At 49.4% G+C, this 21,512-nt stretch carries 18 protein-coding genes; 5 read left to right on the top strand and 13 right to left on the bottom strand.

What is annotated here, in order from left to right; translation table 11 throughout:
- Positions 1 to 95: 95 nt before the first annotated feature.
- Complete coding sequence (locus AAIH57_RS20745; RefSeq protein WP_430022848.1) at positions 96 to 1,127, bottom strand: pectinesterase family protein; 1,032 nt, start codon at positions 1,125 to 1,127, stop codon at positions 96 to 98.
- A gap of 167 nt (positions 1,128 to 1,294) precedes the next feature.
- Between AAIH57_RS20745 and AAIH57_RS20740 the strand changes: the two genes are divergently transcribed.
- Positions 1,295 to 2,074, top strand: coding sequence for an ABC transporter ATP-binding protein (locus AAIH57_RS20740; RefSeq protein WP_430022847.1), 780 nt, complete (start codon positions 1,295 to 1,297; stop codon positions 2,072 to 2,074).
- Between the two features lie 119 nt (positions 2,075 to 2,193).
- Here AAIH57_RS20740 and AAIH57_RS20735 read toward each other — a convergent pair whose 3' ends face one another.
- The 6 genes from AAIH57_RS20735 to AAIH57_RS20710 form a co-directional block, all read right to left on the bottom strand.
- Positions 2,194 to 2,922 carry a class I SAM-dependent methyltransferase gene (locus tag AAIH57_RS20735; RefSeq protein ID WP_430022846.1) on the bottom strand — a complete coding sequence of 243 codons (729 nt, stop codon included), beginning with the start codon at positions 2,920 to 2,922 and terminating at the stop codon, positions 2,194 to 2,196.
- Between the two features lie 122 nt (positions 2,923 to 3,044).
- Positions 3,045 to 4,340, bottom strand: coding sequence for a glycosyltransferase family 2 protein (locus AAIH57_RS20730; RefSeq protein ID WP_413036446.1), 1,296 nt, complete (start codon positions 4,338 to 4,340; stop codon positions 3,045 to 3,047).
- Positions 4,333 to 4,476 (bottom strand): hypothetical protein, encoded by a 144-nt coding sequence (locus AAIH57_RS20725; RefSeq protein WP_167301716.1) that lies wholly within the window; start codon positions 4,474 to 4,476, stop codon positions 4,333 to 4,335. The genes AAIH57_RS20730 and AAIH57_RS20725 overlap by 8 nt, the downstream gene beginning before the upstream one ends.
- 22 nt (positions 4,477 to 4,498) lie before the next feature.
- Positions 4,499 to 5,374 carry a diguanylate cyclase domain-containing protein gene (locus AAIH57_RS20720; protein ID WP_430022845.1) on the bottom strand — a complete coding sequence of 292 codons (876 nt, stop codon included), beginning with the start codon at positions 5,372 to 5,374 and terminating at the stop codon, positions 4,499 to 4,501.
- A gap of 119 nt (positions 5,375 to 5,493) precedes the next feature.
- Positions 5,494 to 6,612, bottom strand: coding sequence for a glycosyl hydrolase (locus AAIH57_RS20715; RefSeq protein ID WP_430022844.1), 1,119 nt, complete (start codon positions 6,610 to 6,612; stop codon positions 5,494 to 5,496).
- Positions 6,613 to 6,713: 101 nt separating this feature from the next.
- The gene (locus tag AAIH57_RS20710; RefSeq protein WP_175396935.1) at positions 6,714 to 7,190 is read right to left on the bottom strand and encodes a MarR family winged helix-turn-helix transcriptional regulator; all 477 of its coding nucleotides are present in this window, start codon (positions 7,188 to 7,190) and stop codon (positions 6,714 to 6,716) included.
- A gap of 177 nt (positions 7,191 to 7,367) precedes the next feature.
- On the opposite strand from AAIH57_RS20710, the gene AAIH57_RS20705 reads away from it, so the two are divergent.
- The gene (locus AAIH57_RS20705; RefSeq protein WP_175396936.1) at positions 7,368 to 7,808 is read left to right on the top strand and encodes a GNAT family N-acetyltransferase; all 441 of its coding nucleotides are present in this window, start codon (positions 7,368 to 7,370) and stop codon (positions 7,806 to 7,808) included.
- A gap of 98 nt (positions 7,809 to 7,906) precedes the next feature.
- Here the strand turns inward: AAIH57_RS20705 and rlmN are convergent, their stop codons facing one another.
- The 3 genes from rlmN to greA all read right to left on the bottom strand — a co-directional run bounded on the left by rlmN (position 7,907) and on the right by greA (position 11,314).
- Complete coding sequence (rlmN, locus tag AAIH57_RS20700; RefSeq protein WP_175396937.1) at positions 7,907 to 9,001, bottom strand: 23S rRNA (adenine(2503)-C(2))-methyltransferase RlmN; 1,095 nt, start codon at positions 8,999 to 9,001, stop codon at positions 7,907 to 7,909.
- Positions 9,002 to 9,179: 178 nt separating this feature from the next.
- A complete protein-coding gene (locus tag AAIH57_RS20695; protein ID WP_430022843.1) occupies positions 9,180 to 10,535 on the bottom strand; it encodes a sodium-dependent transporter in 1,356 nt (451 codons plus the stop codon).
- A 299-nt stretch (positions 10,536 to 10,834) separates the two neighbouring features.
- Positions 10,835 to 11,314: a transcription elongation factor GreA gene (gene greA, locus AAIH57_RS20690; protein WP_175396939.1), complete on the bottom strand. Its 480-nt coding sequence runs from the start codon at positions 11,312 to 11,314 to the stop codon at positions 10,835 to 10,837.
- 238 nt (positions 11,315 to 11,552) lie between these two features.
- Here greA and AAIH57_RS20685 point away from each other — a divergent pair, with 238 nt between their 5' ends.
- The 3 genes from AAIH57_RS20685 (at position 11,553) to AAIH57_RS20675 (ending at position 13,746) form a co-directional block, all read left to right on the top strand.
- Entirely contained in the window at positions 11,553 to 12,422 is an 870-nt protein-coding gene (locus AAIH57_RS20685; RefSeq protein WP_430022842.1) for an arylamine N-acetyltransferase family protein, read from the top strand.
- A gap of 84 nt (positions 12,423 to 12,506) precedes the next feature.
- Positions 12,507 to 13,193, top strand: a complete 687-nt coding sequence (locus tag AAIH57_RS20680) for a 4'-phosphopantetheinyl transferase family protein (RefSeq protein ID WP_430022841.1) — start codon at positions 12,507 to 12,509, stop codon at positions 13,191 to 13,193.
- 238 nt (positions 13,194 to 13,431) lie between these two features.
- Complete coding sequence (locus AAIH57_RS20675) at positions 13,432 to 13,746, top strand: DUF2628 domain-containing protein (RefSeq protein WP_175396941.1); 315 nt, start codon at positions 13,432 to 13,434, stop codon at positions 13,744 to 13,746.
- Between the two features lie 130 nt (positions 13,747 to 13,876).
- Here AAIH57_RS20675 and AAIH57_RS20670 read toward each other — a convergent pair whose 3' ends face one another.
- Genes AAIH57_RS20670 through AAIH57_RS20660 form a run of 3 tightly spaced genes read right to left on the bottom strand, consistent with a single transcriptional unit; the run spans position 13,877 to position 21,474 of the window.
- Positions 13,877 to 14,035, bottom strand: a complete 159-nt coding sequence (locus AAIH57_RS20670; protein WP_430022840.1) for a hypothetical protein — start codon at positions 14,033 to 14,035, stop codon at positions 13,877 to 13,879.
- A complete protein-coding gene (locus AAIH57_RS20665) occupies positions 14,032 to 14,268 on the bottom strand; it encodes an MbtH family protein (RefSeq protein ID WP_175396943.1) in 237 nt (78 codons plus the stop codon). The genes AAIH57_RS20670 and AAIH57_RS20665 overlap by 4 nt, the downstream gene beginning before the upstream one ends.
- 12 nt (positions 14,269 to 14,280) lie before the next feature.
- On the bottom strand, positions 14,281 to 21,474 hold the full coding sequence (locus AAIH57_RS20660; protein WP_430023107.1) for an amino acid adenylation domain-containing protein: 7,194 nt from the start codon (positions 21,472 to 21,474) through the stop codon (positions 14,281 to 14,283).
- Positions 21,475 to 21,512 lie beyond the last annotated feature (38 nt).

Below are 21,512 nucleotides of genomic sequence, written 5' to 3'. Positions count from 1 at the left end.
TCTGCCAAGTCCATGAAGGACTTGAAAGACGGCCTTGCAGCAGATTCCTGCCATAAAGATCAAAGGCATGAACCCCAGAATCCGAATCAATAAGGTTAGCTAAAGGGAAGCCAGCCATCTGTGCCGGAGAGGATGTGAGACACCGTATACTCGGATGCCTGCTGTTCATTCAGAATGGTTGCCCACGGCACTCGCCCTGTTCTACTCCCTGCTCCCGGACCGGTACTGTTATATTCAGTGTACACCGCGCTGGCTTCCGCATCGGGCTTGTTCCAGTTATGCCAGCCCTCCTCCTTCACATGAGCACCAATCCAGCAGTTCAGGAAACACACCTTGGCATGATTTCGCCACGGCCTGCCGAGATATACCGATTGCGGAGGTGCATTGCTGGTAAGAGCACAATCGATGAAGACATAACCGTAACGGACGTCTTCTGGTGTAGAGGCCGCAGTAATCCAGCCATTCACCTTCTCCTCTGCTGCAGCATGATTGGATAAACGATTCTTGGCAAAGACTTCACAATCCTTGAATACGGCTGTAGCGGAGCCAAAAATAAAATCAATGTCACCTTCGATGTAACAATCCTCATAATACTGACGCAGTCTCCGGCGCTCCGCACCATCGCGCGGCCCTCCGAAAGAGGCCCGGTTCATCGGCTGTTCCGGCAGCGGCCCGGTGAAGATGGTATCCTGGTGACCGATAAAGCGGCAACGACGGAAAGCTGCCCGGTCCCCATCCACATACACGGCAAGGGCCTGCCCAACATCCTTGCCGGGACCGGCGGAATTGACGAAGGAAAGCCCCTCTGCCGTAAAATCATCCGCGCCGATAAAAGCCGTATAGGAATGAAAGGTATGATAGAACTCCCCGTCAGGGAACTTTTTGAGTGCATAATCATCATACGAAATAACCGTTTGGTCCGCTCCCTCACCGATCAGATGAACCATCGGCTTCTCAATGTGCAGCTTTTCATAATAGATCCCTTGCTTGATACGAACAATGGTCTTCTCGGCACATGGGTCTGGTATGGCCTCAATCGCAGCCTGAATCGAAGTGAAATCACCGCTTCCATCCGCTGAAACCGTATAATATCGGGTACCCTTAACTATGGATATAGGCTCTCTCATGACAATTGGCCTCCTTATTTTAAAGGTCTGCACACGGCATGATGAATACGTTTACACAAAATTTCCCCCATCTTAGCAAAGTCCAAGTGGCTTGACAACATTAAAATACCTGTGACTACAATACAATCAGGATATACCACGGATAACGCGGAAGGAAGGAATACGCCATGATTATTGATGTACAACATGTGACTTGGAAAAGAGGACCGATCACCCTGCTGAATGATGTCAGCTGGCGTGTCAACGATGGAGAACACTGGGCGCTGCTCGGCCTGAATGGATCCGGCAAGACCACGCTGCTCAACATGATCACCGGTTACCTCTGGCCAACCGATGGTACGATATCGGTACTTGGACATCAGTATGGGGATGTGGACCTGCGCGAGCTGCGTAAATCCATTGGCTGGGTCAGCTCTTCTCTCCAAGAAAAGCTGCATGGCACAGACCGTACCCAATATGTCGTAATTAGCGGCAAACATGCCACGATCGGATTGTACGATAAACTTTCGGATGAGGATCTGGATCAGGCCCGGGAACTGATGCGTACGCTCGGCTGTCAGCATCTGTGGGATCGCGAATATCGTACCTGTTCTCAGGGTGAGAAGCAGAAACTTCTTATTGCCAGAGCTCTCATGGCGAATCCGCGCGTTCTCATTTTGGACGAGCCCTGCAATGGGCTTGATCTGTTCTCCAGAGAACGGCTTCTGGAGAGTATCAGCGAATTATCGCAGCGACCGGACTCTCCTTCCTTAATCTACGTGACCCACCATACCGAAGAGATCCTGCCTGTGTTCAGTCACAGCCTCCTGCTGCGGCGGGGTGAGGTCGTGAATAGCGGGTTAACCCCCGAGGTGATGAACGCTGAAGTGTTGAGTGACTTTTTTGAAGCACCTGTGGATGTGGAGCGACATGGAGAACGCGTCTATGTGAGGGCTGCGGAAAAATAACAGCTCCTTCTGTACATATACACAGTTAAGCACAGAAACAGCCCAAAAAAACTTATCCACATGTGGACAGTCTATTGGGCTGATTTGTGTTATTAGATCTATCCACAGCCTGCTGTGTGTTATTTACGTGCAGATAGGAATAAAAACAGCGGAATTCGCTGTCTGCGCAGATAGGTTTCCTCATTCACGAAATATTGGCGCTGTGGTGTAGACTCTCGCAAATGCTCCACGTGGAACCCCGCCTTTTGTAAGGCCATATAATATGATTCAATGGAGCGGTGCATCTTTTTCACGGAACCCCCGAGCCATTGCTGCTCACGATATCCCTCCACAAAATACTGATCAACAATCCAATTGGTTCGCGTCCCGGAGGGCTGCAAAGTGGATGTAATGACCGGATGTTCCACTGAAAACACGAATCTTCCATTGTCTTTCAATGCGCTGTATATGCTGCGGAACAAAGTATCCGTATCCTCTATGTAATGGATAGCCAATCTGGATATAGCCAGATCATATTGATTCGCTGGATACGTCCAATCTTCCATAAATGCATGCTCAATCTGCGCATTCATGCCCTTGACTGTTTCCTGAGCTGTACGGAGCATATTTTTCGAACCCTCAATACCAGTGTACTTCGCACCTCGATGATCTGAATCAAGCAATTCAGCCCCAAATCTCGCATCTCCGCAGCCCAGATCAAGAATGCTTTTGCCTGCTACGTCTCCGATCAGCTCCAGCATGACGGGCTTTTCCAATGTATCGTTGGCATTCTCCTGCCATTGGCGGCGTTCCATATACTTCTCGAAGTTAGCCTCTTGATCATAAAAATCCGATCCCCGTTCACTCATTGCACAACCCTCCGTTTCTATTCTCCGAAAGAGATTATACCTATTGTCCAAGTGTTCTACCATAACCAAAAAGGCTGCTTCTGGACAGATCAGAAAACAGCCTCTTGCATATAGGAGTGAACTCAGCCGAATCGCTGCGTTTTGTACCATTTGGTTTCTCTACGGAACAGTTTATCCCCAATGAGAGAAACAAACGCCTTAACGGAGATGACCAGAAACAGCTGGGCATATGTGAAATAGGAAAGACAAGCCACAATAAAGTTTTGAGTATTGCTCTGTCCAATATCCGCTGAAAGTGCAAGGTTAATTTGCAGAACATAAATGTAATACATAAGTGCCCAAGCAATAACAAGGTACACATATACGTCTCCTGAAAACTGGAATGGAGAAATGACATTGGGATTAAACAATGCGATAACCTGATATACAAGGTTAGAGACAAAGATGATATCCGAAACAATAATGGCGATCATAAACCAGAAATAACTCGCAGCATAGTACAGGACATGCAGTTTAATTCTCCAACTCGTACGGTCGAACAGATGCTTAATATTATCAATAACAACCTGATAATTCCCCTTGGACCAGCGTTCGCGTTGTTTCATATAAACCTTCAGCTGCTCTGGCTCCTGTTGATAGGCCTCTGCTTGGGGCGCTAGCGCAATAAGCTGACCACGGGTAAGGATATCGAACGATACCGCGGTATCCTCTGTAATGGCATCCGGATCCCATCCACCAATTTCACGGATCAGATTTGCCTTGATGATATAGTTGGTGCCTGGAATGGTTCCTAGTTTAAATAACTCCCATAACCCCGTGTGATGGACACGTTGAACTGTTACAAGCTCCAGATTGATACATCTGGAGAGGAAATTCTGCCCCCGGTTGCGAGCCTTGTTGCGTCCAAATACAGCGCCATGCTTCTCCGGATTCTCCAGAGCTTTCTGTGTCAGAAACATTAATGCATTCCGTTCAGGAGCGGCGTCTGCATCATAAATGCAGATCCATTCCCCCCAGGCCAGTTCGAGACCATCATTCAGAGCTCCGGATTTCCCCCCTATACCTTTACGCTCCAGGATCGTAAAATCCCGGTCAGCATAACTACTCTTCGCTTTAAGAGCCTTAAGCCGTTCTGCTGTATCGTCCGTACAATTATCTGCAATAACAATGACTTGAACTTTATGTTCCGGATAATTCAAGCGTAAGATATGCTCAACGGTAGAAACAATAACGAGTCCCTCATTATGTGCAGGCACCATAACCGTTACTGTCGGGTAATGATCCATATTCTCAGGAATTTGGATCCCCTTTTTCTCTTGTTTGTTAATGAACCGAATAGCCCCGGCCATGATAACGATAGATTCAGTAACGGATATCCATATACTAAGAATGGACATCAACAGCAGGAAATCAGCCATTCAACTTCCTCCGATCGTATTTCCTGTTGATTTTGCCTCGAAAACGCAGCGTTGCAACGGTTAAGATAAGTATAGTAATCGTAAAGAAACTGCTGACGATAATGCAGAGCGGAACAAACCATGTTAAATAATTCACTGGACTACGCCTCCTCCTGCATCTAGATGTATTCTCCAATGAGATCTGTCTCTGTGTTCCGTTCAAGGGCAGCAATAACGGCATCAATATCCTCATATTTGCTGAACTGTTCCTTCTGAAAAACAAGAGCGCCTGATCGAATGACCGTCTGCAGCTCATTTCCCTTTTTATCTATAGATTGCAGGTCCATCATGGCTTTTTTGATCCGCTCTGTAAGCACAGGCAAATACTCCACATTGGTCATCGGACAGAGAATGACGAATCGTCCACGATCTACAAAAAATTTATAATCCTCGAACCGAATTTGCTTCTGGATGGTATTCGACAACTCGAGCAGAAACTGCGCATACCGAACAGATCCAAGTGATTCCAGAACCAGTGGCAAAAATTCAATCTTGAACATGGCCATGCTGAATCCATACTGCTCGGAGTACCTTCTTGCCAGGTTACTTTGCTTAATAACGGTATCTGCAAGGGCCTCTTTATTGCCAAGGGTGGTATCCAGATCGAGCTCCGGATTGCGGTCCTGCAGCTCCTGAAGCCGCTCCATGACACGGGCACTGCGGACCAAGCTTGCTTTAATAAAAGCAGCAACTGCCACATTGGCTGGTATGAGCAGCCACCACGAAAACGTGAGCACACTCACATCGGCATAGGTCACAAGCCATACAAAGTAAGAAACCAGGTATACGAACCCGGCGACGACAGACACCCCGACAGGGATCACAAAGCCAAGGACCAGCGCGCCAAGTGACACAATGCTAAATATGACGTCCAGTGTGGTGAAGCTCTGATTCATGTAAATTTTAAGATAGATGACGAGCTGCTGAATTACTGCTAATCCGATCAGACTGGCATATCCCCATGCGATCCGACGAATAGGTGCTTTGTTCCTCATAGTTTCCTTCTCTCCGATGTTTTAAGTTAAGTTATGTCCCCACGTATTTCCGCCAAATTATGACATAGATAGACATTTGTATCCTACCATATCTATACCCATATAAAATGACAGAATGATTACTTTTTCAGGAACTTTCGTAATTCTGTCTCTCCAAGCAGGGGGAACAGATTATCGAACATATGGGTATTCCCTTCGAATACATATCCACCTGGATAATTCGGATCCTGACCGCGCATGGCGATCATATGGTTATACAGCTGTTTGGCCCATTTGGGATCACCTGTCCGTACAGCAAGCAATATGGCAAGTCCATAAACGGAGGGCGATTCATAGGCTACACCAGGTGTACGATTGATACGTTCATACTGTCCAGGCAACTGATGACGGGTTTCGAATTCCTTTTTCAGAAAAGCAATAAGCTTGTCCGGTTTCCGATTTGTCGAGGTTAAATGATTCGCCACGATGAGCTGATCGATCAGGTTTACCTTGTCGTCATATGTATACGCTTTGGTTACAACGTTGAACGTTTTGGGATAAAATACTCCGTCGTCCGGCATGCTTTTGAGCAGATACTCGTATTTCGCGTACGTCCCGGACTGCAGCATTTCATGTTGTTCCATCTGTTGGAGTGCCGGCAAATCTACATATACCAAACTTAATGTATCCGGAGAATACCCGCCTTTGAAATCATGGAAATCAACAAAATACCCTTCATTCTGAACCGATTGATTCAAGGTACGGGATATTTCGGCGGCGATGGCCAATTTTGCTTCTCTGCCCTGCTCCCATTGGTCTGCAGCCTTCAATAAGGCGTCTACAATTCGAAAATCATCACCCAACGCATTGGTGGTCACATGAGCTTTCCCCTCCGTACCCAGCTTCCAGGCAATATATTTCTGAGGCATCAGGAAATAGGTCGTCAGCAGTTCATAACTCTGTTCAAATAATGTCTGATCATTCTTGGCAACCGCGTATTGCATCCACAACCCAAGTGATTCCGACAAGGCCTCTCTGCCGGCAACAATATCAGCTTGCTCGGAAGCAGCATCCTGCAAATAGGAAGCCAGTGTACCGTTCGGATTGGTCATATGATTCTGGACAAATGAAACCGTAGGGGATATTTCGTTCATCACGAACCTCTCCTTCAGGAACAGGAAAGACAAGGCTCCAATGCTTGCTGCAGCAACGAGTATCACGACTGGCCATGTCCATCTTCTTCGCTTGATGCTCTTCATGATTTCCTCCTGTGCTATTAAATCTGTGGAGAAACCATTCTTCTCCTTGAAATGAGATCGGCTAAGGTCTGGGATGTAGGGATCAAGGATGTGGGGTCTGCTCATTCGAACTCATTCATGTAGGCCCGGCGGCCGCCCTTTTTGACAAACTTCCAGTCAACTTCAATATTGTGACGCATCCGGCGCAGAAGATTAACGGCCAGCTGAATCTCTTCTTCTGTCAGTCCCTCCAGTGCAACCTGATCGGAGTGCACACCTTCTCTTCGAATGAAGGCCCATGCGTCGAGCCCAGCCTCCGTTGGATATAATTGCTTGTTCTTCTTATTACCCAATGCCGCCTTCTTGACGATAAAGCCATCCGATTCCAGCTTGCTGATCGCTCTGGCTGCTGTGGTCCGGTCCACTTTGATCAATTCAGCCAGCTGGTTGGGAATGATGCCAGGGTTTTCGCATATGCGATACAGATACAGATACTGTCCACGGGAGAGGTTCAGATGTTGAAATTCGACATTGCTGATGGAATCCAAACAGCGCGCTATCATGCCAATCTCGCGCAGCACTTCTTTTTTCTCAGTCATTGTACGCACGCCCTCTTATCATTTTTGTTGCATTCGCAACATAATTAGTGATATAACTACATTTAATTCATCTTAAAAATGAACTATAATGACCTTATCATTTTGGAGTATCCTATTTTGCTTTTGTACCAGTTTATCATGCCTGAAGACATTACTATCGGCCAAAGGAGAACATTCATGAATACCACCGTTGTTGAAGTTGATAACCAGGAATTGCTCGACGCTTGCTTCGCAATCCGCACCGCCATCTTTGTGGAAGAACAGGGGGTTCCTGCAGAAGATGAATTTGATGCGTATGATGCGCTGGGCACGGAAGCCCGCCATATTCTAGTTTACGTGGACGGTGTACCCGCCGCATCCTCCAGGCTGCGTGTGGTCGAGAATGTTGCCAAGCTGGAACGGATCTGCGTAATGCTGGATTACCGCAAACACGGCCTCGGCCGGGTGCTGATCGACAAACTGGAACAAATGGCACTGGGTCAGGGGCTTGAGAAGGCCAAGCTGCACGCCCAGGTACAAGCCTCCGGGTTCTACGAGCGTCTTGGTTATGCGGCAGCCTCAGACGTGTTTATGGAAGATGGCATTCCTCATCTGTTGATGACCAAAATGCTGAAATAGATATCAAAAAACGCCTCTGCACTCACTTCTCAGTGAGATACGGAGGCGTTTTTGTCTGCTTATGCTTTACCGTGCCGTAAACTCATTTCAAGAATCGGTTATCCCAGTGCCAGACGGCCCGGCTGGGATTCAGCGGCATTATTTTTCATCTGTTTGCTGCGCAATTGCCCGCAGGCGGCATCGATATCGGTACCATGTTCCATGCGTACAGTTGCGTTGATGTTATTTTTCTTGAGTGTATCATAGAAGCCCAAAATGGATTCTTCCGTACTCCGCTGATATTGACTGTGCTCATCGACCGGATTGTATGGGATCAGATTCACGCTGACCATACTTTTACGGCTGGACAGCAGTTCAGCCAGCTCAGCCGCATGCTCCCGCTGATCATTAACATCACGAAGCAGAATATATTCGAACATGATGCGTTTGTTTGTGGTAGCCAGATAATAATCAACTGCGTCCATCAGCTGTTCAATCGGGAAGGCCCGGTTGATCTTCATGATGTGGGTGCGCAGTTCGTTATTCGGTGCGTGTAAGGAGATCGCCAGGTTGACCTGCAAACTGCTGTCTGCAAATTCCTTGATCTTGTCAGGCAGACCACTCGTGGAGACGGTAATCCGTTTGGCGGCAAGCGCCAGTCCTTTGCGATCCTTGATGACTTCGATGAAGTCACTCATGTTCTGGAAATTGTCAAACGGTTCGCCAATGCCCATCACGACAACGTTCGTCACCCGTTCGCCTTGACCAGCTGCATCGAGATATCGCTGCACATGCATGATCTGTTCCACAATTTCGCCAGCGGACAAGTCACGGCTTTTCTTGATCAACCCGCTCGCACAGAAGCTGCAGCCGATATTACAGCCCACTTGGGTGGTTACACATACGGTAAGTCCGTATTTCTGCCGCATCAATACGGTCTCAATCAGGTTGCCGTCCTGCATCCGCAGCAGAAATTTCACTGTACCGTCTGCCGACTCCTGCTTCACATGTTCACTCAGCGAGTTCATGGTGAAGTGCTCCGAGAGAACATCCAAACATTCCTGACGGACATCGGACATCGCGGGGAAATCATGTACTCGCTCCTGATACAGCCATTCCCAGATGCGGGAAGCACGGGATTTCTTCTGCCCGTGCTCCGGCAGCCAGGAACGCAGTTGCTCTAATGTTAATCCATATATGGATGATTTGTTCATTGTATAGTCCTCTTTTCGCAAAAAAGCATATGGCTTATCGGTCTTATCAAAAAACCTCTACTCTGTATTGTCCCAAAATTAACGAGGGAACACAAGGGCTTTTGCATTTCTTCCAAGAGGTTTTATCTATGGCAAATCTGCACAATGGACAACGTTCATCCCTACCCGATCTTCATGCTTAGAAGTGGATGATTCCCGATGTGTGCAGCAGAACGAGAACGACGAGGATGGGTGCCACGTAACGCAGCATGAACAGCCAGATCCGGAACCAGCCTGCATTCAGACCGGAAGCCTCCGCTGCCGTTTTCCAGAAGTATCCGGCAAAAATGGTAACCAGCAAGCCACCTACCGGAAGCATGATATTGGATGCCATGAAGTCCATCCAGTCAAACACACTCTTCGAGCCAATCGTCCATTCAGGCAGCAGACCAAGGGATAGAACGGAAGGAAGACCTACGATAAAGACAGCTAGTGAGATAATCCATACCGCACGGCTTCTGCTCCAGGACAGACGTTCCATGAAATATTTAACCGGGACTTCCAGCAAGGATACCGCCGATGTCATGGCCGCGATAGCCAGCAGGATGAAGAATAGTCCGCCGAACAGGAACCCAAGCGGCATCGCCGAGAAAGCAGCCGGAAGAGCTACAAAGATGAGCGACGGCCCCTGGTCCGGTGCAATGCCAAACGAAAAGGTCGTTGGGAAAATAATCAGACCGGCGATGAATGCATAGATCAGGTCACCCACACCGACAGCGACAGTTGCCGCACCGAGTGATTGATTTTTATCCACATACGAACCATATGTTATGAGAATACCCATCCCCAGTGACAGGGAGAAAAAGGCATGCCCAAGGGCAACAAGCGCCGATTCAGTCGTCAGCTGCGAGAAGTCAGGATTCAGGAAAAAGGAAACTCCTGCACCAGCTCCCGGCAGGGTTACCGCACGGATCATCAGGATAATGAGCAGGCCGAGCATCGCCGGAATCAGTACCTTATTGAACTTCTCAATACCGTTGGATACCCCTTTGGCAACAATCCAGCCCGTAATCAGAACGGCAACCAGCTGCCACACAATCGGCATATAGCCGCCTACAAAGTCACCGAACTGTCCCGCATAATCCGAATTGTTATAAAGGGTGCCGCTGAAAGACGTAATTGCATATTGCAGCGTCCAGCCCGCAATGATGACGTAAAAGGAAAGGATGATAAACGGCGTCAGTACTTGCAATAAGCCTGCCGCAAGCCAGCCCTTATGTCCACCAGCCTTAATAAAGGCCGTAGCCGCACTCCCTCTGCCACTTCGTCCAATGGCAAGTTCCGCAAGGAGAACAGGCAGACCAATAAGCAGCAGACACACGATGAAGAGCAGGAAAAACGCAGCTCCCCCGTTTTCTCCCGTAATATACGGGAATTTCCACATGTTCCCCAGACCGACCGAACTACCGATGGCGGCTAGAATAAACCCGGCGCGCGAGAAGCGCTCACCTTTGCCAGTATTGTTTTGCTCCAGGTTTGGCTTACTAAAATTCATCGTATCTACTCCATCTGTTCTAAAGTTTTCCCGTTATTATATAACAGTCCTCGTGTCAGGTCATTCGAAAATCGAAATTTATCGAAATGTTATTTATTTACATCTAGTATCAGATAGATTCTTATTCTGCATTCCACCTCCATTACAGTATGGGACAAATGTGAACCCTCCAACCCTAAGGCCAATCCTGTAAGTCATGAAGACTTCATCTAACTCTCCAGATTACCATTTACAGGCACAAAAAAAGGATTACGCTTGCCAAACCCATGGCGGCAACGTAACCCTTCTCCAATCTTCATTTAGAGCGATTTAATCTCAAGCAACTCATATTTAATGACGCCCATCGGCGCATTTACATGAATGACGCTGCCCACTTCTTTGCCCATAATTTCCTTGCCGAGCGGGCTTTCGTAGGAAATCTTGTTGTTCGCAACATCGGCTTCGGCTGGGCCGACCACTTGGTATTCAATCTTTTCTGCAAATTCAATATCATTAAGCAGCACTGTTGAGCCAATGCTTACTTTGTTGGAATCCACATTATCCGAAGTAATGACTCTTGCCTTGGTCAGCATCTTCTCCAGAATCAAAATGCGGGTTTCCATAAATGCCTGATCATCTTTGGCTGAATGATACTCACTATTTTCCTTCAGGTCCCCGTAACTGATCGCAAGCTTCAGACGCTCGGCCAACTCTTTACGCTTCACCGTCTTCAATTCCCTCAGTTCGTCCTCCAGCTTTTCCAAGCCTTCCTGTGTCAAAATCACTTCATCATTAGCCATTTTTCCATCTCCTAATCCTGCTTTCTATCTATATTCTAACCTATATCCACTCCAAACGGTTAACATACCCGAGAAAAAGAAATTCATCCCTCGTTCATTTACGTTCTTCGCCATATAACTGTACCGATACAATCAAGGCAATTTTACGTATCCTTTTGATCCTTCCGCTCCTACAATAAACTCATGGCCAGCTGCTTGCCTTTTACAGTGGCCAATGAATTGATGGGGGTGATTCTGCTTGAACACATTGGCACATTCGGATCTGATGTCCTATCTGAAAAGGATCGGCATTAATCATATTAAGCCACCAACACTGGAATTTTTGTCCGAACTCCATCGTGCACACGTACAGTATCTCTCTTGGCAAACGATAGATATTTTTGCTGGACATCCGGAGGGTATACATCCTGCGGATTCAGTCCAACTTATTCTGCAAGGACGCAGCGGATATTGTTTTCATCTGAACGGTGCATTCAGCATCCTTCTTCGTTCACTTGGCTATGCCGTACAGTGGCACCGGGCCGGAGTCCAGCCCCATGGCGAGCAGCCGCGAGTGAACTCGTTCCATCTTGGGCTGTCTGTACTTCTGCCGGAGACTGAATCGGAGGCTACGCACTGGATTGTGGATGTTGGTCTGGGCGGCATGCCATTCGAACCTCTGCCACTTCGTTTTGGAGCCTACGGTGCAGCACCCTTTACCTACAACCTAACATCTTCTGCTGTTGCTTCTGGGGGATGGCGTCTCGAATATGAACCGAATGGACCCAGTGAGGGCGTCGACTATGCCCCAGAAGTGGTTAACACCCTGGATGAGTTCATCCCAAAACATGAATTCTATAGTCGATCTGCGGAGTCGCCCTGGCACAACGTTTTCCTTCTTCGTCAAAGAGACGCTGTAGTTAGCAGCGAACTGCGCGGATGTATGCTGCGAACCCATAGTTCCGAAGGTATTAAAAAGACCGAGATCCAGAGCTATACGGAGTGGAGAGACTTATTGGAGGCGACCTTCCATGAACCGCTTGTACGATACAGTGAACTGGAACGCAGAGAGATGTGGGACCGCATTCGAACTGTACATGAGGTGTGGAAGAGAACGCAATCGGTTTAAGAAGAACAGAGGGTGGATGAGGGAACAGATGGATAAAAAGGGAAGTTCACAATACGTGCCGAATATATCGTCAGGTGATAAATGATGATAACTATTCAAATTCTGCGTATTCCCGCAGAAATATCAAAGCAATATTGGGATACCTTCCTGTCACTCGTTTCGGATGAGCGGCGGCAGCAGGCTTCGCGTTTTATACATCAGGCAGATGGCTATCGTTCTGTATTGGGTGAGGTTTTAGCTCGTGTGTCTCTGGGGAAGTTGACGGGAAGAAGGCCTGACGAACTTTCTTTTACTCGTAATACCTACGGCAAACCATCCCTCACCAGCCATCCTGACCTGCCCTTCAATCTATCACATTCCGGTGATTGGGTCGCAATGATCTCGGGAGGCAGCAATTCACTGGGCGTGGATGTGGAGAAAATAGCGCCGATCGACATGAAAATTGCAGAACGCTTCTTCTCGCCAAGGGAGAGCCGCCATCTGGCAGCAGAGCCCGCAGAACAACAGATGGAAACCTTTTATCGACTGTGGACGCTGAAAGAAAGCTATATCAAAGCTGTTGGCATGGGATTATCCATGCCGCTGGACTCCTTTTCCATGGTGCGCAGCAGCGAAGGAATCTGGCATTGTGCCGAAGCCACAGCCTATCGTTTTCTCAGCCAGCGTCTGGATGAGGGTCATATGCTGGCAGCTGCCTGTTCCACAGAAATGGAACTCCCCACTCAACCTGATGTGATTACCATCGAAGAGCTATATCATACTTTCCTGTGAAGGAGGGAAATCAATCCCTTCCTTCTTTTTTAATTTTCATTAAATAATACATTTCCCCTTTTAAAACAAAATTTTCAAAAAAAAAAGATTAACACCTTGTCCATTTAATGGTACTATAGAACCACTTGGACGAGACATAGGTCAAACAGATCAGGCTTTTATAACTAGATTCTAACTTACATACTTTGTTGATCCTCGATTCTCTCTCCGATTCATTATTTTAGAAGGAAGTGGACAAATGCATATCTTTTTGCAAAACAGTGCCGGTGTGACCAAAAACGTCAAAGTTGGTTTTAGCTGGACAACATTATTTTTCGGGTTTCTCCCTGCTCTGTTCCGTGGTGATTTAAAATGGGCTGTTATTATGTTTTTAATCGCAGCTGCTCTCGGAGCCTTCACTTTCGGTATCGGGGCCTGGGTTAGCGGGATTGTATTCTCATTCGTTTACAACAAAATTTATATCAAAGAATTGCTTGAAAAAGGCTACCGGCCTGCAAATGGTGAGTCTCAAGCGGTCTTGGAAAGAAGCCAAATCATTGCTCAAGCAGTATAATTCAATGAATGTTTTTTAAGTAACTAGCAATAACGATATTTTAGAAATTATCTTGTAGATATTAAATAGCAATAATCTAGAAATGACAAAACCCCTGGCAAATTAGCCAGGGGTTTTTGGTATGCATTTACTAGATCCGCTGCCAGTGCCAGATAACTAACCTTCGTTTGCACCGACGAGTCTGGTGATAAAAGGGTCTTTCAGCACCGTCCCCATCCATGGCGACCATAAACATCGATAGGACGTAGACGATACTGACAATCGCCTTGGGGTGGAGTCTAAGCCTCATCCGCCAGCCTCTTGAACCACCCCGGGCATACCCGTTTCATCACAGAGACTTAAAGGCTTCAGGTCGGTCCACTGCTCGGCAATGTAATCGAGACATACCCGGCGTTTCGCCTTGCCCAGCATCTGAGTCCAGCCTGCGGGGACCTGAATGGATGCGGGCCACAGCGAGTATTGCCCCTCCTCATTGATTAATACCAGATAATTGCTGTCTTCTTGTTCAAAAGGGTTGCTCATCGGCTTATCCTCCTATTTAAGATGAACTTGGGGCTGGTTCAGCATTTCCAGCTTGGCTGTAAGCGTCTGGCATATTTCCGCCAGTGGTCCAGGCTGGCATAGATCCTTGTGACGGCAGGCAATATCATGCCGTTCCATGCGGCCTCCAATATAGGCATCCCACATCTCTGGATCAATGGGGTCAAACCAGTCTGGAATAATGGTTGAACGGAAGAAGATCAGATCTCCTTCGAATCGGGAAGGCGTGTAAGCCCCCAGAATCCGCACGGAATTTTCATAGGTTTTCCGCAGCTTCATAATCGTTTCTTCATCCAGACTGGCCAGTGCACTGCCTTCACTGCGCAGAATGCGCATGGCTGTTGCCATATCCAGCGGACCATCTCCAATACTGTCAGGATCATATCCACCCAATGCGAGCAAAGCGGTAAGAGCCTCCTCTTCATCCGGTTCCCCGCGAATCGGGAGATAATGACTTGGATAGGCGTCCAACATGGCCAGGAACTCCACCTCTTCTCCTTCGGACTGAAGCTGCACAGCCATGGCCTGAGCAACGTTGCCTCCAAGAGACCAACCCAGCAGGCGGTAAGGTCCCTCAGGCTGCACCGACCGAATATGGCGGATGTAATCTGCAGTCATGTCCTCCAGCGTAGCCGGAAGGGTCTCGTACTCGGCAATCCCGCGAGCCTGCAATCCGTAGATCGGGTATTCCATACCCAGATGTTTCATCAATCCGGCATAACACCAGCTTAACCCTCCTGCAGGATGGACACAGAACAGGGGAAGATGCGCTCCGTGTGTGCGAAGAGGCAGCAGCACCTGAAGTGAGCCTGTTCCCACCTCCGAATCCATTTCGAGTCGCTCGGCCAGTCCGGCAACAGTCGCCGTTTCAAACAAAATGCCAATCCCCGGCTCCTTGCCCATGGCCTCGCGAATACGGCTCATCAGACGAACAGCAAGCAGGGAGTGTCCGCCCAGTTCGAAGAAACCATCATCAATACTGACACTGTGCAATCCCAACACTTCGGCAAACAGATCACACAAAATCTGCTCTTGCGGGTTACGCGGTGCCCGGCCACCGGAAATCAACTGCATTTCCGGTACAGGCAATGCTTTGCGATCCAGCTTGCCGTTGGCGGTGAGCGGTATGCCCTCCATCGTCACAAACGCAGACGGAACCATGTAATCGGGGAGACTTGCTGACGCATGACGACGAAGTGCAGCAGATTTGGGTCCTGAACCGGTCTTCGAGGCTGGAACAATATACGCCACAAGACGTTTATCTCCCGGCTGGTCTTCGCGGACAATGACAGCAGCCTGAGCAACATCGGAATGTCGAACGAGTACAGCTTCAATTTCGCCAAGCTCAATGCGAAAACCACGGATTTTCACCTGTTGATCGGCCCGGCCCAAATAATCCAGCGAACCATCATGGAGTCTTTTCGCCAAATCTCCCGTCCGGTACATGCGGGTTCCTGCCGGACCATAGGGATCTGCAACGAATCGTTCTGCCGTAAGATCCGGTCTGCCCCAATAACCTCGGGCAAGGCCTGCCCCGGCCACGTACATCTCACCTATTACTCCTGCAGGCACTGGCTGCAGATGATCATCCAGTACATATACCCGAAGATCAGGAATGGCGCAGCCGATCCAGCTGTTGGCTCCTTCCGCGACGCTGTCTGCATGCAGCTCCTGATAACTGACATGAACCGTGGTCTCTGTGATGCCATACATATTAATCAGTTTTGGTGCAGCGTCTGAGTGGCGTCCATACCAATCTTCCAAACGACCAAGCTCAAGAGCCTCGCCTCCAAAGATCACATAACGAAGTCCAAGTTTCTGTCCCCATTCCGGATGTTCCCGATCTGCCTGCATCAGCTGGTAGAACGCCGACGGCGTCTGATTCAATACCGTTACCTTTTGCTCGGCAAGAAGCTGCAGAAATGCCCCTGGAGAGCGACTAATGTCATGCGGTACAACGACAAGCCGGCCGCCATGGAGCAGTGGGCCCCAAATTTCCCAGACCGAGAAGTCAAAAGCATAAGAATGAAATAACGTCCATACATCACTGGCTTCAAACTGGAACCAATGCTGTGTTGCCTCAAATAACCGGATTACATTGGCATGAGGGATAACCACTCCCTTGGGTTTGCCGGTCGAACCCGAGGTGTAGATCATATAAGCCGGATTTAGATGAGACACACGTCCATTGCGTTCACCATCTGCCGGATTTCGTTCATCCTGAACAGCCAGCCTCTGCATCGTTTGTAAATCATCCAAGTTCATAGATTGTACAGCTTCCATCAGAGGAAGCAGGGACTCCACTTCCGAATTCGTAATCATCACGCTCGGAACTGCGTCTGTCAGCATATATGTCAATCGATCCGATGGATAATTCGGATCAATTGGCAGATAGGCAGCGCCAGCTTTTAACACGGCCAGAATACCGACGACCATATCAATGGAACGGGGCAATGCCAGAGCAACCATCTGTTCGGGAGCTACACCTTCTGAGATCAGCAATCTTGCCAGCCTGTTCGCTCTTGCATTGAGCTCTTTATAGCTAATGACCGTTTCCCCTAAGCTCACGGCTGGTGCATCCGGGTTGACCGCTGCCTGAATTTCAAACCGTTCGGCAATGGTCAGCCTGGATTCAGATGCTTCATTCGCTGTAAACGTGCATTCCTGCTCCAAATGTGTACGCTCTGTGGGTGTTATCACATTAAAGCGGCTAATTCGCTCATCCGTCTGCTGTACGGCCTCCTCCAGCACCTGGATCAATCGAACCACAAGTTCAGCCGCAGTAGACTCCCGGAAGAGGTCCGTGCTGTATTCCAGCACCCCTTCGATCCCTGCTGGAGAACCGTTATGCTCACGTTGTTCAGTGAACTCCAGGGTCAGATCGAATTTGGAGGAGCCTACGCCGTGCATACTCGTTTGCGATGCAGCACCAGGCAGATCCAGCTGAATGTCTGGCGTATTTTGCAGAACCAGCATTACCTGGAAGAGCGGGTGCTTGGAGCGCGATCTGGACGGATTCAACACCTCAACCAAGCGCTCAAAAGGCAGATCCTGATGTTCGTAAGCCGCCAAGTCCACCTCACGCACACGCGCCAGCAGCTCCTGGAACGTGGGATCCCCTGAGGTATCTGCACGCAGCACAAGTGTGTTGATAAACATACCTACCACTTCGTCAAGTGCATCATCGCTTCGTCCGGCAATTGGCGTCCCAATCGCAATATCCGTACCCGCTCCCATACGTGTAAGCAGGACCGACAATGCCGTATGCAGCACCATGAAGAGACTGACCTTGGTTTCCCTAGCTATGGACATAAGCTGCTCATGCAGTTGCTGATGAATGGTAAAAGGGATCGTCCCGCCTCGGTAGGTGGAGACAACCGGACGCGGATAATCGGCAGGAAACGTCACTTGCTCCGGCAAGCCATCCAGATGACGTGTCCAGAATTCAAGCTGCCTGGCAATCAGACTGTCCGGTTGACCTTCATCGCCAAGCAGTCTCTCCTGCCACACCGCGTAATCGGCATATTGAATGCGCAGAGGTTCCCAGGAAGGTGCTGATCCCTGAGCACGTGCCTTATATGCTCGAGACAAGTCTCGCATCAACGGCGACAGGGACCAACCATCTCCGGCAATATGATGAAGCAGTAACAACAGCACATGCTCGTCCTCGCTTGATGAGAACAGCTCGGCACGAATGCCTGGTTCACTCGAGAGCTTGAAGCTGTAACGGGAAGCCTCCGTCAAAAGTTCATCCAGATCCTCCACAGCTTCTCTTATATGGAGATCCACGCGAACGTCCGTTGCATCCAGAATGGTTTGACTTGCTGAACCAAGCTCTGGCGGATATAGCGTTCTCAACGTCTCATGACGATCAACAATATCCTGGACCGCGGCTTGAAGCGCATGTACATCGAGTTTCCCTGATAACCTAGCCACGAGCGGAATATTATACGTAGGATTTGGGCCTTCCAGACAATACAGGAACCATAGACGCCGCTGAGCGAAGGAGAGAGGAATGTCACCTTGGCGTGGAACAGGCTGTATCAGGGGTCTGACTGACTTCGCCTGATCCAGCCTCTTGGCGAGGCCTGCTGCAGTCGGTGACTCAAATACACTGCCAATATTCAGCTCCGCGCCAAATACATCCCGAATCCGAGCCGTTATTCGACCCGCAAGCAGGGAATGACCACCCATTTCGAAGAAATCATCGTCAATACCTACCCGAGCAACACCCAGAATCTCAGCGAACAGACTGCATAGGATCTCCTCCTGAGGCGTCCGCGCCTCTCGCCCATTCGCATGAGACAGCACGGAAGGAGCAGGAAGCTGCTTGCGATCAATCTTTTTATTGGGAGTCAGCGGCATTTCGGAAAGGTTCATGAATGCAGACGGCACCATGTAATCCGGCAGTTCATCTGCCACATATGCCCGAAGTGAGGACAGATCCACCCCCGGCAAATATGCGGATTCCGAAACAACATATGCTGCCAGCCGCTGATTTCCCGGTTGATCCTCACGTGCCATCACGGTAACCTGGGCTACGCCCGGATATCTGGAAATCACGGATTCAATCTCTCCCAATTCGATACGGAAACCCCTGATCTTGATCTGGTGATCTGCCCGGCCCAGATAGTCGATTGAACCATCCGGCAGCCACTTCGCCAAGTCTCCTGTTCGATACATGCGGCTGCCTGCTTGCCCGAACGGATTGGCTACAAACCGCTCGGCAGTCAGATCAGGTCTTCCCAAATAACCGCGAGCCAGCCCATGCCCTGCGATATACAGTTCCCCGGCAACTCCCGGAGGGACAGGATTCAGACCCTGATCCAGCACATACAGCTGTGTATTTCGAACCGGTCCGCCAATGGACGGTTTACCCGTTGATTCAAGCGCCATGGCGGCAGCTGTGGAATAAATCGTGGTCTCCGTCGGACCGTACTGGTTATTAACCCGGCAGCCCATTTCCTGCAAAGAAAGCTTCAGTTCCTCCGAGAGAGCCTCTCCACCGGTAATGACCGTCAGACCATCGAACGAGCCAGGCTTGCTGGTCACCAGAGATTGCCACAATGTTGGCGTGGCTTGCATGATGGTTGTTCCTTGCCCTCTCATCTGGGCAGCTAGCGCCACCGGATCAAGAATGGTTTCTTTGTGAGCCAGATCAAGCCTTGCTCCTGTCGTAAGGGGCAGAAACACTTCCAGAACAGAAATGTCAAAAGCAATCGTAGTGACTGATAACCAGTGATCCTGCGGACCAACCTTCAGTCTTGGCTTCATATCCTCCAGCAGATTCGTCAGCCCCAGATGGGTCACCGTCACACCCTTGGGTTTACCCGTTGAGCCTGAAGTATAGATAACATAGGAGGGATTCAGCGGCGACGCCGCTTTTGTCAGATCCTCTGGTTCTGGATTGCTCCCGGACTGGCGACTGACTTCTAGCACAACTTCCGGATCATCCATGACCAACAGGGGAACGTCAGTCATTTTCGGCAGACCGGACAGATTGTGATTAACCGTGACCAGACATGCCGGACTAGAATCCTCAAGCATGTAAGTCAGTCTCTCTTCCGGGTAATCAGGATCAAGTGGCAGATATGCTGCTCCCGTCTTATGAACAGCCAGAATGGCAACCACAACCTCCAGAGAACGTGGCAGAGCAATGGCTACAATCTGCTCAGGTCCCACCTGATAATGCTGGATCAGCTCATGGGCCAGATGGTTTGAACGCTCATTCAGCTCGGCATAGGTCAGAGATTCGCCTTCAAACGTTACTGCCGTGGCAGAAGGCGTTCGCCGAACCTGCTGTTCGAACATCGCTGCCGAATTCCGTTCAGGCACGGCGTGCTCCGTCTGATTCCATTCTTTCAGTACCTGATTACGTTCTGTCGGAAGCAGCACTTCCATTTGACCGACATACTGCTCTTCTATCCCTTCCTGCATCATCAAATCGAGCAGCTGCAAATAACGGAGCTGATGACTCAGCAATTCCGATTCACTGTAGACCGAAGGATTAGCGTCAAAATCAATACGAAGTCCATGACCATGCCCTTGGTCAACGACATGAATGGACAGGTCATCCACCGGACCCGTAGACAAGTTATGAATCATCCCGCGCTGCCCAGCGAAATTCAGCTCATGATGAAATGGCATGACATTAATCATCGGTCCAAACAATCGGCGGTTCTCTCCGAGCAGCTTCAGATCACGCTGCAGATCCTGATGCCGATAACGTTGGTGCTTACGCACAGCCCGAATCTCCTGCACAACCTGTTCAGCCAAGGAAGACAAACGCATGTCAGGTTCGACATTTAGCCGGAGTGGAAGCACGTTCATAACCATCCCTGGAACACGCAAGGATGCAGAGCCGAGCCTGCACATCACTGGCAAGGCCAGAACCACGTCTGTCGTACCGGTGATTCGATGCACATATATGGCTGCTGCCGCAATAAACAGGTCAGGCCAGGTCACCCCGTACCGGGCTGCTGCTGCCTGAAGACGATCGCGATCGGGCTGCGTGAGCTCAGTACTTTGCCGCAGGAAGTAGTCGGCTGTGCGTGATGCCTTCTCACCCAGGCTTACGACGTCCGGTTCATCCTTGTACCGCTCCATCCAAAACTTGTGATCCCGCTCTCTATCTAAAGATTCAAGGTAGGCTTCGTCTTCCTGAATGACGGAAGATAGCGGGCCGAACGCCCCTGTGCCCAGCGTCTTCACAGCGGTTCCACCTTGTATCCTTGCCGTATACAAACTTGCTACCCTTCGGGTAATTAGCGAAACGCCATATCCATCTATGGCAATGTGATGCACACGCTGGTACCAGTAAAAGCATCCCTCATCTACCTCGAACAACGCTTCGGTAAATACTGGTCCTGTTGCAAGATCGACGGGACAAGCCAGATCCCGCTGCATCCACGCCATGGCCGCCGCATGTGGGTCCTGTTCCCCACGAACATCCAGTACATGAAACGGCCAATCGTCATGATTCTGGTTCAGCGACTGCCATGGGCCATGTTCGTTCTCACCGTAAATCATATTTAACGATTCCGCTTCCGAAACGGTTTGACGAACACTCTGCTTGAACTGTTTTATATCCACACTGCCGTGAATCACCACGTATTCACCTGTGTTGTACATGGGGTTGTCCGGATGCAGCTGCTGGGCAAACCAGATCCCGGACTGGGCGGCCGACATGGGCCACGTGCCATTCCGACGCTGCGACAAGTTCACCG

Origin of the sequence: Paenibacillus sp. MABNR03 (assembly GCF_050455445.1) — a bacterium.
GTDB lineage: Bacteria > Bacillota > Bacilli > Paenibacillales > Paenibacillaceae > Paenibacillus > Paenibacillus xylanilyticus.
Note: the sequence above shows the minus strand (reverse complement) of the source record. Positions and strands in the feature narration are given on the sequence as shown.